Here is a 14,239-nt window from a genome sequence, read left to right as displayed (position 1 = left end):
AGTAAATAAGAGAATAGGAATATGCAACTTTGAAATTACGGGAGGATATTTAGATTAATATGGGTAGATGTAGATATACCAAAGAAGACATTGCGCGGTTAGCAAAAGAACAAAATGTTACATTTGTAAGGTTGCAATTTACGGATATTCTCGGCACGGTAAAAAATGTTGAAATTCCAATTACTCAATTGGAGAAGGCGTTGGATAATAAAATGATGTTCGACGGTTCCTCGATTGAAGGGTTTGTCAGAATTGAGGAGTCAGATATGTATTTATATCCCGACTTAGATACTTGGGTTGTATTCCCATGGTCTGCAAGTAAAGGCAAAGTTGCTCGATTAATTTGTGATGTGTACAATTCCAATCTGGAGCCTTTTGCCGGGGATCCACGAAGTAATTTAAAAAGAGTATTAAAAGAAATGGAACAGTATGGATTTACTAATTTCAATTTAGGACCTGAGCCTGAATTTTTCCTATTTAAATTAGATGACAATGGGGAGCCAACACTAGAATTAAATGACCATGGCGGTTATTTTGATTTAGCACCTACTGATCTTGGTGAGAATTGTCGCCGCGACATCGTGTTAGAATTAGAAGAATTAGGGTTTGAAATTGAGGCCTCTCATCATGAAGAAGCACCTGGGCAGCATGAAATTGATTTTAAGTATGCTGATGCTGTCACTGCTTGTGACCAAATTCAAACTTTTAAACTGGTTGTCAAAACAATGGCAAGAAAGCATGGACTTCACGCGACTTTCATGCCAAAGCCACTTTATGGGGTTGCAGGATCGGGAATGCATTTTAATTTATCATTATTTAATGATGGGGAAAATGTTTTTTATAATAAAAATGGGGAACTAGAAATGAGTGAAACAGCCTATCATTTCTTGGCAGGAATTATTAAACATGCACCAGGCTTTACGGCGATTACGAATCCAACGATCAATTCTTATAAACGCTTAGTCCCTGGGTTTGAAGCACCTTGCTATATTGCTTGGTCAGCGCAAAATAGGAGTCCGCTTGTTCGCATCCCTTCCTCTCGTGGTCTTAGCACGCGAATTGAGGTAAGAAGCGTAGACCCAAGTGCGAATCCATATCTAGCCATGGCTGTTCTTCTTAAAGCTGGTTTAAGTGGCATTGAGGCCAAATTAACACCACCTCATGCTGTAGATAAAAACATTTATGTCATGAATAAAAAAGAAAGAAGAGAAGAAGGGGTCGTTGATTTACCAGCTAATTTATCAGAGGCCTTGGATCAACTAAAACAGAATGAAATCATAAAAGCTGGCTTAGGCAGTCACATTTATGAAAATTTCATCGAAGCAAAAGAGATCGAATGGGATATGTTCCGAACTCAAGTCCATCCATGGGAGAGAGAACAGTATTTGAAGCAATATTAAAAAGAAAAACGCAAGGCGCCCGCCTATCGGCGGCAAGCAAATGTTCCTGAACCTAGGAAGGGGCTTTTCCCCTTTATAGTTCAGGGTTCAAGCCCCTGTCGTCTGTAGCTAGACAGGACGTTGACTTACGCAAACAGCAGCTGAAAGTTTGCTAGTCGTTGGGCTGGAGCTAGAAGTAAACCGTTAAGGCCAGCTGGCTTTGACGGTTTCTTTGTGAGATTTTTAACTCCTCGATTACTAATTGAATCAATCAATTTCATAATTCCTTTTGTAAAACCATTCTGTTCAATATAAATTGTAATAAAGCCTGTAAATACAATGTGAGAGACTATACACCGTTGATTTCCGTTGCAGGCGGACGCTTTCCGGGGGGCGTGCGCTGAGCCTCCTCGTTCACTCCTGGGCTGCTCCCCTAATGTTGGACACTCCATCCAACATTAGGAGGTCTTGAAAATGTCCAAGTATAGTAATGAGTTTAAGCTACTAGTAGCCCAACGGTATGAAAATGAAATCATTAGTTATCGTGACCTGGCAAAGCAATCCGGCATTGACGAATCGGCAATCCGTTATTGGGTATTGTTATTTCGGCATCATGGAGACCAAGCGTTTGATTTTCCCTATACAAATTATCCGGCAGCCTTTAAACTAAGGGTAATTCAATTCATGAACGAAACGAATTATTCCATTCGAGAGGCATCAGCCCTTTTCCATATCCCGGATCCCAGTATGGTCCGTAGGTGGAGGAAAAAGTGGGAAACAGGCGGAGTAGATGCCCTTGAATCAAAAGAAAAGGGGCCATCTATTATGACATCTCGTAATCAAAAGAAACATACTTCCGCAGATCTTTCCAGCCAATCAAGAGAAGAGTTGGAAAAGGAACTTGAGTACCTTCGCATGGAGAACGCCTATTTAAAAAAGTTAAGAGCCTTAGTTCAGAAAGAGAAATCACCAACAAAGTCAAAGCGAAAGTAATATTCGAACTAAGGCACGCATTTCCGGTGATCAAGATGATAAAGGTAGCCAACCTGGTAAGAAGCACCTATTACCATATTGTGAACAGCTGGAAACAGCCAGATCCCGACCGTAAGTGGAAAAGAAGGATCACGTTCATCTATCACCGACACAAGGGCCGCTATGGCTATCGCCGTATTACGGATGTCCTCAAGGAAAAAGGATACGAAATAAACAGAAAGAAAGTCCTGCGTCTCATGAGAGATTTAAGGCTCCAATGTATAGTCCGAATCAAAAAATATAAATCTTACAAAGGGGCATACGGAAAAGCAGCCCGCAATATTTTGAAACGTAACTTTAAGGCTGAAAAGCCCAATCAAAAATGGGTGACAGACGTAACGGAATTTAAATTATTGGGGGAGAAACTATATCTCTCCCCGGTATTAGACCTTTTTAACGGCGAAATCATTACCTATCCCCTTCAAGCCAGACCCACGTTTGATTTAGTGGAAACGATGTTGGATCAAGCATTGAAATCCACTAAGAAAGGTGACAAGCTCTTGATCCACTCTGATCAGGGCTGGCATTACCGTATGCCTCAATATCGAAGAAAGCTGAAGGGAAATAAGATAAGACAGAGTATGTCCCGTAAAGGGAACTGTTATGACAATGCCGTTATAGAAAACTTTTTTGGAATACTTAAATATGAATTCCTGTATCTACAGGAGTTCGACAGCATAGAGCATTTCAAAATAGAATTGAAACAATACATGTATTACTACAACCATTTACGAATTAAATCAAAGTTAAATCGAAAAAGTCCAGTGGCTTATCGAGAGAACTTTACATTAACCGTATAGGAAATGAGTGTCCAATTTTATGGGGCCACTGCACTCCGCTCACTGTGGGGTCTCACCTGTCACGCTAATCCCCCAGGAGTCGCCGCCTTCCATTCCAATCAACTAGTTTCACCTTCGAAATTTAGCAATAGGAAACTAACTCCTCTTAATTTTCTTTTTTTCAGGAGGCTACTGAGAACATCCACCTTCCTCTTTGCCTGCTTAATAATTCACGGCCACGGGCAAGTCTAGATTTTACTGTGCCAATATTAAGATCTAGAATTTGTGATATTTCCTGAATAGAAAGCTCTTCAAAATAGAAGAGAGTAATAGGTAAACTATAATGTTTAGGTAGGTTGTTGACAGCCCTATGTACTGCTTCTTATCGAACACTTCGGAGATATGATTCTTCACTGCTTTCTTGCTTCTTTTCAGGTAAAAAAACAGTTATGATCTCTCGCCATGATTTCCTAAACGAACTTTTACATTCATTAATCAGAATTCTTGCAAGCCAGGGAAACGGCTCTTCTTTATTTTTTAATTGGTCCATTGAATTAAATGCTTTAATAAACATTTCGGGCCTTCGGATTTTATGGTGGAATTACTTTTCTAATAGTTTAAAACAATGGGTGCTTAAATCGGATTATCTGGTGGAATGTTGTCTCAATCAATAGTATCAATCAAATACGAGTGATACTTTGTGAAAAAATTTAAACACTGTATCGGGGTATTAGAATTATTGTATAGAATAATTTAATATAGATTTTGTGTTACGAACGAGGCAGAATAGTGAAAGAGCGGTGTTTAACAATACGATTGGCCATATTGTTGAATAAAGAAAACCCTTTGTAATCGAAAAGAAATTCGGGAACACCATTCCTTTTCGGAATGGTGTTTTGTGTGTTTGGAATATCTAAGTTAAGAGTTTTAGCTAAATAAATTCCTTTAAATATAAGCTTGCGCTAAGGGATTGACATTTTCATTGACTGCAATATTACACAAGTGTAATATTGCAGTATAGTATAATATAAGAAAGGATATTTTATGGAAATCACTAACGTTGAATTTATGCTTTTACAGATTATCTTTGAACAGAAGAAGGTTTCTGGTTATGAAATTAATCAGTTAGTAATAGAGCGAGGTTATAGGGAGTGGGGAGATATTGGGTCTACATCTATTTATGTTGGTTTAAAAAAATTAAGTAAAAAGCAACTTGTAAATTCCTATTTAGATACATCAAAAAAAGGTAGAGGACCAACGCCAAGGAAATTTGAAGTAACAGATACAGGTGCAAAATTACTAAAAAAGAATACTTTGGAATTTCTATCATCTTCACGAGAAAGAGATAACAGATTCGATTTAGCTCTTGCGAGTATGCCCTTCTTAACTACAGAGGAAGTTTTGGCAGCACTCCAAAAAAGAAAAGATTTCCTTTCTGAAGTGGCAAAAAACATTAATAAAAAATTTGATACACAAGGTGGAATAAGTCTACCTTTTCACGTGCAAGCATTATTCAGGCACCCTCTTTTATTCATTAAAAATGAAATGGAGTTTATGGACATCTTAATAAAAGATTTATTGGAAAAAAGTGATGATAAGGAGATGGATAAATGTTAATAAATAATTTCTCGCCTTTTACTGGCCAACATTGTGAAACTACTGCTACCGGAAGTTTGTTGAAAAGTTTAGGGATTGAAATGTCTGAAGCGATGTTGTTTGGCATTGGTGAAGGATTAGGTTATATATATTGGGATATGAAAAATGTGGACTTTCCGTTTATTGGAGGAAGAGTTAAACCAGATCTTCTTACCCGTAACATTGTAAATAATTTAAACCTTCAAATGAAGGTAAAAGAGACTTCTTCCAAAAATAAGGCTTGGGAAAATGTTAAACAAAACATAGATAAAGGAATTATAGTAGGATTAAAGCTTGACAGTTATTACTTGGATTATTTCACTAATAAGGTACATTTTGCAGGTCATTATGTGGCTATGTATGGATATGACGATAGTTTTGCCTACCTGGTTGATACAAAGCAACAGGGTGGTATGGTAAAAACAAGTCTTGGAAATTTTGCATTGGCAAGAAACGCAAAAGGTCCAATGTCTTCAAAAAATCTATCTTATACCATTAAGAAAAAAGAGGATATACCAAATTTAAAGGATGTGATTATAAAAGCAATCAAAAATAACGCTTTAGATTATATGAATCCTCCTATCAAAAATTTGGGCTATAAAGGTATTAAGAAAACAAGTGTAGAGATTAAGAAGTGGTTTGAGAGAAGTGAAAATATTGAGAATGACTTAGTATTAGCAGCCACACTAATGGAGCGAGGAGGAACTGGTGGCTCCCTATTTAGAAATATGTACAGAGATTTCTTAAAAGAATGTTTGAGTATAGTTGATCATGCTCCTTTACAAAATGGATATAATCTGTTTAATGAAATCGCACCTATGTGGGAGGAGGTATCTAAGCTTATCAAAAAGGCTGGAGAGACTCATGAATTACTATTCCTAAATCAGGCTTCTGATATTCTTTTAGAGTTATCAAACAAAGAATATGAAGCAATGAATCAACTATCAAGAATCAGTTGACTGCAATGCTTTCAAAAAATGAGTTTTTAGAAAAATGGATTCATGATTACTAGTGAGGACAGCGTGTTTTCTAATAAACGTGGTGGAGATATGGAGGAGTTGATTCTCACACTCAATATAATGAAATTTTACAGCAACAATATTTATTTTAGTTATATTGACCCGTTTATACGGAGCGAAAAATACTTGATACCTTAACACCAGTAGTAAAGGATGAACAATTTGTCAGACCTATTATTCCTACCAGATCTTAAAACGATAGAACCACCGCAAGAAAATGAAACCGACATGATGTTTAAAGTGGAAGCAATCAAACCACCTGAACATTGTCCTGAATGCGGTTTTGACAAACTGTACAAACACAGTTCACGAAAACAACTAATCATGGACTTGCCCATTCGTTTAAAGGGAGTAGGCTTACAAGTAAACCGCAGACGTTACAAATGTCGTGAGTGACGTTCCACATTTTGGGAACGCCTTATATCCATTGATGAAAAGCGTAGTATGACTAAAAGGTTGTTAGAGTCTATTGAAGAACAATCCATGTCTAAGATCTTTGTGGAAGTAGCCGAAAGCGTTGGTATAGATGAAAAAACCGTTAGAAACATCTTTAAAGACTATGTGGCATTAAAAGAAAGAGAATATCAATTTGAGACTCCTAAATGGCTTGGAATAGATGAAATACATATTATCCGTAAACCTCGTCTCGTACTGACTAATATTGAGCGTAAAACCATCTTTGATATTAAGCCTAACCGTAAGAAAGAAACTGTTATACACCGACTTTCAGAGATTAGTGATAGGCATTACATTGAATACGTCACAATGGATATGTGGAAGCCTTACGAAGATGCAGTAAATACGGTCTTACCACAGGCTAAAGTAGTTGTAGATAAGTTTCATGTAGTCCGTATGGCTAATCAAGCCTTAGACAACGTCAGGAAATCACTTAAAGCGAATATGTCTGTAAAAGAGAGGAGTACTCTAATGCGTGAGAGATATATCCTTCTTAAACGTAAACATGACTTGAATGAACGAGGTTTATTCCTTTTGGAAACTTGGTTAGGTAACATTCCTGACCTAAATGATGCCTATGAACTCAAAGAAGAGTTTTACTGGATATGGGATACAGCTAACCCAGCCGAGGTCAGAGATCGTTATAGTTATTGGAGACAACGTTGTTTGTCCAGTAACTCTAAAGACGCTTATAAGGATCTTGTGAAAGCCGTAGACAATTGGCAGAATGAAATCTTCAATTACTTCCGACAAAAGACTCACTAACGCTTATACAGAGTCCATAAACAGCATTATTAGGCAAGTTGAACGAATGGGTAAAGGCTACTCATTTGAAGCGTTACGAGCCAAGATACTGTTTAATGAGAACCTTCATAAGAAACGTAAGCCACGATTTAATTCAAGTGCTTTCAACAAAGCTATGTTATACGACACTTTCAATTGGGATGAAGTAACAGACCACGTCATAACAGGCAACTATGGTGTCGATTTTTCCACACTTATTAAAAAATTGGAAAAGGGTGAATTATAAGCCCTTTTCCACCAAATAATCCGAGTACCCAACATTTCTTGTACTTGGTCTTCTGCTTTTAGCCAATCTTTGACGTACGCATAAGCAAGTCTAACGAGACGTAGCGTGTACTTATCCATCCATTCTTCTAGAACTTCCTTGTTCTTCAAGAATTCATCTCCTTATTAATTTTGTTGGTTTTATTTTTTCAAAAGTAAGATGTGTTTTAATTAGAAAAGGTTCCATTTTTTTGGAAATAAAAAAGCTGCCATTTATTTCACAGCCAGCTCTAAATAGAGAAACACCTTATTAGCTTAACAAGATGTAATTATAATATTTTAACAATATTTATCTAGTCTTATTTGTCTTACTAAATAATAGCTTTGTTTTGTCGGCATGATTACTTAAAGTAAAACCACCTATATTTTTGCCAACAAATCATCAAATTTCTCTCGCCATTCTTTATGAGTAGTCCATTTAATATCTTGATTATCCCCTAATGTTCTAGGAACAACGTGAAAATGAAAATGAAATACATCCTGCTGAGCCTCTGGACCTGAACTATTGATGATTTGAACATTCTTTATTCCGAGCTTATCGTTATACAACGACACAACCTTCTTTACGACCGAAGTGACTCTTAATAATTCTTCTTCCGATAATCAAAAATGTTCTCGTAATGCTTCTTAGGAATGATTAAAGTATGGTATTCGCTGACCGGATTAATATCAAGAAATGCATATGCGTATTCATCTTCACAAACCTTCCAAGATTTCGCTTCATCTTTTCCGATTTTACAGAATATACAACTTTCCATACATAAGTCCCCTTTATCAAAAAATAAAATTCGTATTTTATAGCGATTCAAAATTCTGATAAATTAACTTGCTATTTAACATGTTTTCACTGTACTATTCATCTGGCTTAGTTTTATGCACAGTTATAGGAGGAATAGATGTTGATCTTGATGTATAATTTAGATAGATATTATAATAATTCTATACATACGAAAGATGGGATTCAAGTGAAAAAATTTCAATTTAAAAAGGTGATTGAAAAGTAGGTGATTTATTCTTCTTTTCAATCAAACAAAATCGACTAAATACTGAAAAGAGGATATTATGTATCGTGATAATGAATTAACCATTCGTCCAATTGAGGAACAGGATTTATTAAAACTTTGGGAGCTAATCTATAAAGAGGATGCTCCAGAGTGGAAAAAGTGGGATGCACCATACTTTCCACACAAATCAATGCCATATGAACAATTTATTGAGAAAATGGCTGCAAATTGGATCAGCGAGGATGATTTTTGGGTTATAACCATTAATGAAGTCGTATGTGGGATCGTTTCCTATTATTTTGAAGATGATCAAAATAAATGGCTGGAAGTAGGTATTGTTATACACGAGGCTGAAAATTGGAGTAAAGGATTAGGAACCCGTACCTTGAAACTATGGATTAATCATATATTTAATACTTTACAACTCAAAAGAGTTGGCTTCACTACCTGGTCTGGAAATGAACGAATGATTCGGGTAGGAGAAAAATTAGGGATGCAAATGGAAGCTCGTATTCGAAAAGTTCGCTACTTTAATGGTAGATATTATGATTCAATTCGTATGGGAATTTTACAAGAGGAATGGGAGGCTTTGGAACAAGAATAAAGGTGGTAGCTACTTAAAGCTTGCTCTTGAAATATTCATAACATGTATATTGGATCTTAATAGCTTTTCAAAGAAAAGACGAAGGAGGAGCATTCCTTATCTCCCTTCGTCTTTTGATATTTATTTGAGGACAGTTATCTAAGCGATATTAACGCCAATATTTTGTCGGTTTACAACCGAAATGTTGGTTTGGTGGACAAACGCAGTAATGTTCTTCAGATACCGAATTAACAACAGATTGTGTGTGGGGGTAAGAATGCATATATTTATACGTTGTATGCTGTTGTTGCGTTGTGTGTGATGGATGGACCATAGGGATATAAACATCTTGGCCCTGATACTCATTGAATTGTTTTGTTGGGCTATATTGTGCAGGCATTGTTTGGGCTGGTAACTGCTGCGTTGGCTTTACCTCAGGATATCCGCAATCGCATTTTCCTTCACACCCACAAGGTTTGTTCCTATTCATTATTATAGCCTCCTTTTCACTATATATTATGAGAGGTGTCCATCATGTGTATGTTCAAATACCTAGTTTTCGTTTTATAAAGCAAGACTGTCATCAGTGGAGTGTATATGGATGTTTGCACCGGGAAAATAAAATTAATATGTGTCTGGTGTATTCGTCAAAATTCTAAAAAATTTGCCAGTTAATTTTAACTATGATAAAATTATATGTACTTTCAGGCGGTACATATTCTATCAATAAAGGACAGTTTATACCCGTTGGGAGGTAAACTGTCTTTGTTTATCTCGCATGAATTTCTTTGCCCATTCAATCTTTCAAATTTAGTTAACAGAATAATATACTTAGCTTAATCTGATCACGCAAATATGTAAGATAATTTTATTATTTAGGTGATGATTTTTTATAAGCTAGAAGAAGGAGGATTTTATGAACGAGACAATCGATCGAAACGCTTTATTAAGAAGCGATGTAAAAAAACTAGGGAATATTTTAGGAGAAATTCTTGTTCACCATGGTGGTGTTGAATTATTTGATGAAGTAGAAGCTATTAGGGAAATGACGAAAAAGCTAAGACAAGAATATGATGTCAATATTTATCAGCAACTAAAAGAGAAAATTCAGCAACTGCAACCACCTATGCGACAAAATGTGATAAGAGCCTTTTCGATTTATTTTCACTTAATTAATATCGCTGAACAAAACCACCGAATGCGTAGAAGAAAGCAATATAAAGTAGAGGAACAGAAAGCTCAACCTTTTTCAATTGAAAGAGCTGTATCAAAAGTAAAAGATTATAAGATGCCAAATGAAGCCTTGCAAAATGTTATTCATGATCTATCCATTGAGCTGATCATTACGGCTCATCCAACGGAGGCAACAAAGCGCACTGTACTAGAGATACAAAAGAGAATCTCTATGATTTTGCAGAATTTAAACCGTCCAGCTATTGAAGAATTAGAGAAAGAAAACTTATTGGGAAATCTCTATAATGAAGTGGCGACTCTATGGCAAACAGACGAATTGCGTCATCGAAAGCCAAGGGTTTTGGATGAAGTTCGTAACGGACTTTACTATTTTGATCAAACATTATTTGATGTCATTCCAGCTGTACACGAAGAATTAGAATTACAGTTAAAGAATCAAATAGACGATTTTGATTGGAAAGTTCCTAACTTTCTTCATTTCGGCTCTTGGATCGGCGGGGACAGGGATGGCAACCCAAATGTTACACCAGAAACCACTTGGGAAACATTGCAAATGCAAAGAAACCTAGTACTTAAAAAATATGACGAAGCCATTAATGCGCTTATGAAGAGATTCAGTCAGTCCACTGCTCGAATCAAAGTAAATGAGAATCTATTACAATCGATTGATAAAGAAGAGCCTGTTTATTTAAATGGAGAGGAAAAATGGCCGGTTACATCAGAAGTGTATCGTCGGAAATTTGCCATCATTTTAAAAAGACTTCATGAGGTTGGAAAATCTGATTTAGGTTATAAAGATTCAGAGGAACTGATAGAAGATTTACAGTTAATTTTGGATAGTGCAGAAAGTCATCAACCGCAGGGTAAAACCCTTAAATCATTACGTACACTGATTAGGCAAGTAAAATTATTTGGATTTCACTTAGTCACTTTAGATATTCGTAATCATAGCGGAGAACATGAATTTGCAGTAAACGAGATTCTTAAAGCTGTTAATATCACAAAGAATTATTCAGAACTCAACGAAGCGGAAAAAATAGAGATCCTGGAAGAGGCACTAAATAACCCTCGTCCATTACTATTATTCGAAGAGGATTATTCAAAACAAACAAGAGACATTTTAAAGATTTTTCATTTAATTAGAAATGCTCATAAAGAGTTTGGTAAACGTTCTATTCAAGTGTATCTAATCTCTATGACCCAATCTGCAAGTGATTTACTGGAAGTATTATTACTCGCAAAAGAGGCTGGGATTTATCGTCTATATGCTGATGGTACAGTGGAATCTGACATCAATGTTGCTCCATTATTGGAAACCATCGATGATTTAATTGCGGGTCCAAAAATTATGAAGACTTTATTCGAAATGGATGTCTATTACAATCAGTTAAAGGCACATCAAAATCATCAGGAAATAATGCTAGGCTACTCAGATGGAAGCAAGGATGGCGGAACGTTAACGGCCAATTGGAAGCTCTTTAAAGCTCAGCAAGAGATCCATAATATGGCAAAGGATTTTGATATTCGTCTTAAGTTTTTCCATGGACGTGGTGGTTCATTAGGACGCGGTGGTGGATCATTGAATACCAGTATTCTTTCACAACCAGTGGAGACATTAGGAGATGGTGTTAAGATTACAGAACAAGGAGAGGTTCTCTCTTCAAGGTATTTAATCTCTGACATTGCCTATAGAAATTTAGAACAAGCTGCATCAGCATTACTTGAAGCAAGCGTGCGAGCTTCAAGTGAATCACAAGTCGATTCTACCCGTGAGAAGGAGTGGGAATTGGCGATGGAAGAAATGTCCAAACATTCATTAAAGAAGTATCAGTCGTTAGTGTTTGGTGATCCAGATTTCCTTACTTACTTTAATCAAGCAACACCACTGAAAGAAATTGGTGCACTCAATATAGGTTCACGACCGATGAGTAGAAAAAATAGTCAGCAATTTGAGGACCTCAGAGCGATTCCTTGGGTTTTTGCTTGGACTCAATCTCGTCATATGCTGCCAGCTTGGTATGCAGCAGGGACCGGACTCGAAACCTTTATTAACCAAAAACCACAACATCTAGAAATATTACAAACAATGTATCGTAAATGGCCATTTTTCCGTTCGACGATTAATAATTTACAAATGGCTCTTATGAAAGCAGATATGGCAACAGCAAAGCAATATCTAACATTGGTTCAGTCACCTGATATAGCGGAGAGAATTTATAGTAATATTTTTGACGAATATCAGCGGACGAAAAAAGCTTTATTGCTCATTTCTGAAAATGAAGAACTTCTCGACCATGTTCCAAATATTAAAGAATCTGTGCATAGAAGAAATCCATATGTAGATCCTTTAAATTTCTTGCAAGTCTATTTAATTCAAAAATTAAGAGAAACCGATGAACCATCAGAGGATTTAGTGACGGAAGTGTTGCTTACCATTAATGGGGTGGCTGCTGGTTTAGTCAACACTGGTTGATTCATCGTGCATACGTTCGTGAGGCGGGCTGCAATTTGCAGCCCGCCTTTTTGGGTTCTCCTCCTCCGTTTATACAGACGTAAATGAGAGCAAAAGGAAAGATTGTAATGAATGTCTTCTACGCTCGATGCAACTTTTTCAAACTCTACAACCGTTTCTGCTATCACGTTCTTTCCCTCATTCTATCTATTCTTGTAAATTTTCCTCATAGACTACTAATTCTTTTCATAAAGATGAATAAAGACAAATTTTATAAAGGACTGAAGTGAATGTTCCGATTTGTAGCAAAATCTACCCTAATCATCATTGCAATATTTTGTCTTACTTCGGCTATCGCCTTTTCAAGTATTAAAGTAAACTTTCTGTCATTTTTAGGAGAGGATTTTTCAAGAACAGAGTCATTCTTATACCTTATGAGTCTTGAAAATCATTCACTCACATCTGTCCTAGACACTCAGAAGGAAAGCTCCTTAGGGGAAGTGGCATTAGAGTTTATGACAAATATAAATTTAACAGATATGAAAACATTTCTGATTACGGAAATCCCTGGTTTACGAGCTGTCACTCCACAAATTCTAATCGCTGGAAAAGGAACAGATTTTACAAATCTACCGATTGAATCTCCTCCCCCGAAAGATTTCGACTACTGGGAAAATGAGGAGGATGCTAATCCAGAACAAAAAGAACAAGAGAATAAAGAAGAAAAAGAAAAAACGGAAAAAGATTTGACAGAGGATTACAAAGTATATATTTACCATACACATACGTATGAATCATTTTTCCCTATGCTCCCAAATGCAAAAGAAGCAAATGAAACATTCCATAAAGAAAAAAATATCACTTTGTTTGGGAAACGACTAAGTGAGAAATTGAAGGATAAGGGGATTAATACTTTAGTAGAACAAAAGGATATACAGGCCTTGTTAAATGAACGAAATATGGACTATGGTCAATCTTACGTAGCATCGAGAGAAGTCGCTGCGGAAACATTAAATCAAAATAAGGGCATCGACATTGTCTTTGATATCCACCGTGATGCTGCTAGGAAAGATACGACAACTACTGAGATAAATGGCAAATCTTATGCCAAAGTGATGTTTGTCATTGGCACAGGGCATGATCATTTTGAGAAAAACTTTGCTTTTGCCAATGATCTTCATCAATTGCTGGAGAAAAAGTATCCAACAGTTTCAAGGGGAGCATTCAAGAAACAAAAATCGATGGGAAGTAACGGGGTTTATAATCAGGACCTAGCAGAGAAGTCGATTGTAATGGAGATTGGGGGAATCGATAACACAGAAGAGGAGCTAAATCGTACAGTTGATGCACTAGCAGATGTAATAAGTGAGTATTATTGGGATGACGCAGTTGAAACAACAAAATAACAAGAAAAGCGCAAGGCGCCCGCCTATCGGCGACAAGCAAATGTTCTGAGACAAAGAAAGGCGTTCTTTGCCTTTCATTGGCTCAGGTTATTTGACCTCGAGCCGTTGGCGCCTAGAGCTAGACACCAACCGCAATGTAAGCAGTTATCCACAAGCTACAATTTTATAATTTCCTAAACCAGACCTAAAGCGCAAGCGCCTTGATGTAAGAAGAAAGGCTAAATTCGCGCCG

11 protein-coding genes and 2 pseudogenes are annotated in these 14,239 nt (G+C 36.6%); 8 read left to right on the top strand and 5 right to left on the bottom strand.

Annotated features, from left to right (window positions below):
* Positions 1–59 precede the first annotated feature (59 nt).
* Both glnA and KI375_RS04230 read left to right on the top strand, forming a co-directional pair.
* A complete protein-coding gene (gene glnA, locus KI375_RS04235; protein WP_212972294.1) occupies positions 60–1,400 on the top strand; it encodes a type I glutamate--ammonia ligase in 1,341 nt (446 codons plus the stop codon).
* A 453-nt stretch (positions 1,401–1,853) separates the two neighbouring features.
* Positions 1,854–3,211 (top strand): IS3 family transposase gene (locus KI375_RS04230; RefSeq protein WP_244852262.1). Its coding sequence is split into 2 segments (ribosomal slippage): positions 1,854–2,325 and positions 2,325–3,211, totalling 1,359 coding nucleotides; the frame shifts between segments, so codons are not numbered across the junction.
* A gap of 160 nt (positions 3,212–3,371) precedes the next feature.
* On the opposite strand, the pseudogene KI375_RS04225 reads toward KI375_RS04230, so the two are convergent.
* Positions 3,372–3,560: pseudogene (locus KI375_RS04225) on the bottom strand (sigma factor-like helix-turn-helix DNA-binding protein); the annotation flags it as partial.
* A 674-nt stretch (positions 3,561–4,234) separates the two neighbouring features.
* Between KI375_RS04225 and KI375_RS04220 the strand changes: the two are divergent.
* From KI375_RS04220 to KI375_RS04210, 3 genes and pseudogenes are all read left to right on the top strand, one after another.
* The gene (locus tag KI375_RS04220) at positions 4,235–4,807 is read left to right on the top strand and encodes a PadR family transcriptional regulator (RefSeq protein ID WP_212972293.1); all 573 of its coding nucleotides are present in this window, start codon (positions 4,235–4,237) and stop codon (positions 4,805–4,807) included.
* Positions 4,801–5,784: a BtrH N-terminal domain-containing protein gene (locus tag KI375_RS04215; protein WP_212972292.1), complete on the top strand. Its 984-nt coding sequence runs from the start codon at positions 4,801–4,803 to the stop codon at positions 5,782–5,784. Before KI375_RS04220 ends, KI375_RS04215 begins: the two co-directional genes overlap by 7 nt.
* Positions 5,785–6,006: 222 nt before the next feature.
* Positions 6,007–7,330, top strand: a pseudogene (locus tag KI375_RS04210) (ISL3 family transposase).
* Here KI375_RS04210 and KI375_RS04205 read toward each other — a convergent pair.
* The 3 genes from KI375_RS04205 to KI375_RS27780 form a co-directional block, all read right to left on the bottom strand.
* Entirely contained in the window at positions 7,276–7,479 is a 204-nt protein-coding gene (locus KI375_RS04205; RefSeq protein WP_212972291.1) for a hypothetical protein, read from the bottom strand. The pseudogene KI375_RS04210 and the gene KI375_RS04205 overlap by 55 nt on opposite strands.
* Positions 7,480–7,728: 249 nt before the next feature.
* Positions 7,729–7,917, bottom strand: coding sequence for an HIT family protein (locus KI375_RS27785; protein WP_306419780.1), 189 nt, complete (start codon positions 7,915–7,917; stop codon positions 7,729–7,731).
* Positions 7,918–7,949: 32 nt separating this feature from the next.
* A complete protein-coding gene (locus KI375_RS27780) occupies positions 7,950–8,126 on the bottom strand; it encodes an HIT domain-containing protein (protein WP_212972290.1) in 177 nt (58 codons plus the stop codon).
* Positions 8,127–8,430: 304 nt separating this feature from the next.
* On the opposite strand from KI375_RS27780, the gene KI375_RS04190 reads away from it, so the two are divergent.
* Complete coding sequence (locus KI375_RS04190) at positions 8,431–8,976, top strand: GNAT family N-acetyltransferase (protein WP_212972289.1); 546 nt, start codon at positions 8,431–8,433, stop codon at positions 8,974–8,976.
* A gap of 148 nt (positions 8,977–9,124) precedes the next feature.
* On the opposite strand, the gene KI375_RS04185 is transcribed toward KI375_RS04190, so the two are convergent.
* Positions 9,125–9,445 carry a CotD family spore coat protein gene (locus KI375_RS04185; RefSeq protein WP_212972288.1) on the bottom strand — a complete coding sequence of 107 codons (321 nt, stop codon included), beginning with the start codon at positions 9,443–9,445 and terminating at the stop codon, positions 9,125–9,127.
* A 426-nt stretch (positions 9,446–9,871) separates the two neighbouring features.
* On the opposite strand from KI375_RS04185, the gene ppc reads away from it, so the two are divergent.
* Together ppc and spoIIP are read left to right on the top strand one after the other, a co-directional pair.
* On the top strand, positions 9,872–12,622 hold the full coding sequence (ppc, locus tag KI375_RS04180; protein WP_212972287.1) for a phosphoenolpyruvate carboxylase: 2,751 nt from the start codon (positions 9,872–9,874) through the stop codon (positions 12,620–12,622).
* A 269-nt stretch (positions 12,623–12,891) separates the two neighbouring features.
* Positions 12,892–14,007, top strand: coding sequence for a stage II sporulation protein P (gene spoIIP / locus KI375_RS04175; protein WP_212972286.1), 1,116 nt, complete (start codon positions 12,892–12,894; stop codon positions 14,005–14,007).
* The last annotated feature ends 232 nt before the right edge of the window (positions 14,008–14,239 follow it).

Source organism: Bacillus sp. J14TS2 (genome assembly GCF_018333015.1).
GTDB lineage: Bacteria > Bacillota > Bacilli > Bacillales > Bacillaceae_C > Lederbergia.
The sequence above is the reverse complement of the archived record's forward strand: the minus strand, read 5'-3'. Positions and strand labels throughout refer to the sequence as shown.

Excerpts from the sequence above, each read along its gene's own strand:
- KI375_RS04220 (WP_212972293.1), top strand. The coding sequence starts at position 4,235 with ATGGAAATCACTAACGTTGAATTTATGCTTTTACAGATTATCTTTGAA.
- KI375_RS27780 (WP_212972290.1), bottom strand. The coding sequence starts at position 8,126 with ATGGAAAGTTGTATATTCTGTAAAATCGGAAAAGATGAAGCGAAATCT.
- KI375_RS04190 (WP_212972289.1), top strand. The coding sequence starts at position 8,431 with ATGTATCGTGATAATGAATTAACCATTCGTCCAATTGAGGAACAGGAT.
- KI375_RS04215 (WP_212972292.1), top strand. The coding sequence starts at position 4,801 with ATGTTAATAAATAATTTCTCGCCTTTTACTGGCCAACATTGTGAAACT.
- KI375_RS04185 (WP_212972288.1), bottom strand. The coding sequence starts at position 9,445 with ATGAATAGGAACAAACCTTGTGGGTGTGAAGGAAAATGCGATTGCGGA.
- ppc (WP_212972287.1), top strand. The coding sequence starts at position 9,872 with ATGAACGAGACAATCGATCGAAACGCTTTATTAAGAAGCGATGTAAAA.
- glnA (WP_212972294.1), top strand. The coding sequence starts at position 60 with ATGGGTAGATGTAGATATACCAAAGAAGACATTGCGCGGTTAGCAAAA.
- spoIIP (WP_212972286.1), top strand. The coding sequence starts at position 12,892 with ATGTTCCGATTTGTAGCAAAATCTACCCTAATCATCATTGCAATATTT.